Annotated in this window: 3 protein-coding genes and 1 pseudogene; all 4 read right to left on the bottom strand. The window is 69.2% G+C overall.

Annotation, left to right across the window (positions count from 1 at the left end):
- Nucleotides 1-889 (bottom strand): acetate--CoA ligase family protein (locus AC1DU6_RS25875; protein ID WP_477860614.1); only part of this gene is annotated, 889 nt, incomplete at its 3' end.
- Nucleotides 890-896: 7 nt separating this feature from the next.
- Nucleotides 897-1970 (bottom strand): NAD(P)-dependent alcohol dehydrogenase, encoded by a 1074-nt coding sequence (locus AC1DU6_RS25870; RefSeq protein WP_457322041.1) that lies wholly within the window; start codon nucleotides 1968-1970, stop codon nucleotides 897-899.
- Nucleotides 1971-2108: 138 nt separating this feature from the next.
- Nucleotides 2109-2588 (bottom strand): carboxymuconolactone decarboxylase family protein, encoded by a 480-nt coding sequence (locus AC1DU6_RS25865; protein WP_477860611.1) that lies wholly within the window; start codon nucleotides 2586-2588, stop codon nucleotides 2109-2111.
- 48 nt (nucleotides 2589-2636) lie between these two features.
- Nucleotides 2637-2869, bottom strand: a pseudogene (locus AC1DU6_RS25860) (hypothetical protein); the annotation flags it as partial.

The raw sequence follows: 2869 nt of genomic DNA, 5'->3' as shown, positions 1-2869 counted from the left end.
GGCCGCGCTGTGGGCTGCCGCGGAAATGCGCCAGCGTTTCGGCCGCCATGAACAGGTCTTGCAGCGTATCCACGCGCAGCATGCCGGCGCGGCGGATTGCGGCGTCGATGACCACGTCCGACCCGGCCAGCGCGCCGGTGTGCGACGCGGCGGCCTGCAGGCCCTTGCCCGCGCGGCCGGCCTTGACGACGATGACCGGCTTGTTGCGCGCCGCCGCACGCGCCGCCGACATGAACTTGCGCGGCGACTCGATGGACTCGATGTAGAGCAGGATGGCCCGCGTGTGCGGGTCGCTGGCGAAGTGGTCGAGCAGGTCGCCGAAGTCCACATCGGCCCGCTCGCCCAGCGACACCATGTGCGAGAAGCCGATGCGACGCGAGCGCGCCCAGTCGAGCACCGCCGTGACCAGCGCGCCCGACTGCGACACGAAGGCGATGTCGCCGGGCAAGGCGTCGACATGGGCAAAGCTGGCGTTCAGGCCGATGCGCGGCGACAGCAGGCCCAGGCAGTTGGGGCCGAGCAGGCGCAGCAGATGCGGCCGGGCGGCGTCCAGCGCGGCCTGCTTCTGAACAGCGTTCAGGCCGGCGGTCATGACGATGGCGGCGCGCGTGCCCAGCTGGCCCAGCTCGGCGATGAGGCCGGGCACCGTATCCGGCGGGGTGCACAGCACGGCCAGGTCCGGCGCTTCGGTCAGGTCGCCGATGCGGCCTGCCAGCGCCACGCCGTCGAGCTCGGCGTGCTTGGGGTTGACGCCGAAAACACGGCCAGCAAACGTGCCGGCACGGAGGTTGCGCCAGACGGTCGCCCCGACGCTGCCGGGGCGGTTGGAGGCGCCGACCACCACGACCGAGCGCGGTGACAGAAGCTGGTCGAGGTGGCGGATGCTCATGCGGATGTCAGGGGGTAATCGCCACCTTGAGCACACCGTCGCGCTGGTGGCCGAACAGCTCGTAGGCCGCCTCGATGTCATCGAGCTTGAAGCGGTGCGTCACCATGGCCTCCAGGTTGACGCGCCGCGCGGCGATGACGGACATCAGCCGGCGCATGCGCTCCTTGCCGCCGGGGCAGAGGGTGGTGACGATCTTGTGGTCGCCCAGGCCTGCTGCAAAGGCGCCGAGCGGGATGGTCAGGTCGGTGGAGTAGACGCCCAGGCTGGACAGCGTGCCACCCGGCCGCAGCACGCGCAGGCAGGCCTCGAAGGTCTGCTGCGTGCCCAGGGCCTCGATGGCGACGTCGACGCCGCGGCCGTCGGTCAGGCGCATGATTTCTTCCACGGGGTCGACCTTGCTGGCGTCGATGACATGGTCGGCGCCCATCTGCGTGGCGATGGCCAGGCGGTTGGCCAGGCGGTCGACGCCGATGACCATGGACGCACCGCTGAGCTTGGCGCCGGCCGTGGCGCACAGGCCGATGGGGCCTTGCGCAAACACCGCCACCGTGTCGCCGATGCGCACGCCGGCACTCTCGGCCCCGCTGAAGCCGGTGGACATGATGTCGGGGCACATCAGCACCTGCTCGTCGGTCAGAGAGTCGGGCACCGGCGCCAGGTTGGCCATGGCGTCGGGCACCAGCACGTACTCGGCCTGGCAGCCGTCGATGGTGTTGCCGAACTTCCAGCCACCCATGGCCTTCCAGCCATGCGCGGTGCCRGCGCCGTCCTGCGAGCCGCAGCCGCACAGGCAGGCGGTGCTCCAGCCGCTGGGCGTGATGGCGCCGGCGATGACGCGCTGGCCCTCGCGGTAGCCGCGCACGCCCGAGCCGAGCTTCTCGATGACGCCCACGGGCTCGTGGCCGATGGTCAGGCCGCGCTCGACCGGGTACTCGCCCTTGAGGATGTGGATGTCGGTGCCGCAGATGGTCGTCGTGGTGACGCGGATCAGCGCGTCCTGCGGGCCGACATCGGGCATGGGCTTGTCATCCAGCACGATGCGCCCGGGCTCGACGAAGACAGCGGCTTTCATCATGGCCATGGGAAATCCTCCAAAAGGCGCTACGCGCCTGGAAGGTTCCATGACGTCAGGCCACCCTACTCCGAGGCCTTGCCCAGGTGCAGGGTGGGAGCGCCGTTGCAGGGTAGGACGCGAGGCCGGCGGCCGCTTTGCGCCAGATCAGTTCAGGCCCGCCTTGTCCAGGCCGAACATCTTGTCCGCCGAGCCCGGCACATTGCGCACCGCCACATTCATGCGGTTCCAGCCATTGATGGCGGCGACGCGCCAGGTCAGCTCGGACAGCTCTTCCGGGGAGAAATGCTCGCTGACCTCGGCATAGGCAGCGTCGGAAATGCCCTCGGCCRGGATGCGCGTCAGCAGCTCGGTCCAGGCCAGGGCGGCGCGCTCCTTGGGCGTGAACAGCGTCGACTCGCGCCAGATGGCGACGTGGTGCAGGCGCAGCTCGCGCTCGCCGTGCATCTTGGCCTGCTTGACGTGCATGTCCAGGCAGAAGGCGCAGCCGTTGAGCTGGGAGGCACGGATGTCGATCAGCACGGCCAGGGTCTTGTCCATGCGGAAGGCCATGCTGAAGTCCAGGTACTTCTTGGACAGGTCGGCGGACTGGCGGAAATAGTCGAGGCGGGCTTGGTGCGTGCTCATGGCAATGTCCTTGGATGTTGTGGGCCGACAAAATCGCCGGCCTCACACTCAAGACGGATCAGCCGCGGCGTTTGTGACACGCATCCGGATCCCGCTGAGCTTGTCGGGGTTGCGCTGGATATAGACGGCACCCACCTGGCCCGACTCAGCCGACGGTGCCAGCGCAATGGTCTGCACGAGTCGACCGCCGTTGCTGTCGTCGAGGATGAGCAGGCCCGGCAGGCCGTTGACGACCGCCGGCAACAGGCGCCAGGACCGGCTGGTGGGCAGTTGCGCGAAGC

This window comes from Roseateles sp. P5_B10, from assembly GCF_056400485.1.
Note: the sequence above shows the minus strand (reverse complement) of the source record. Positions and strands in the feature narration are given on the sequence as shown.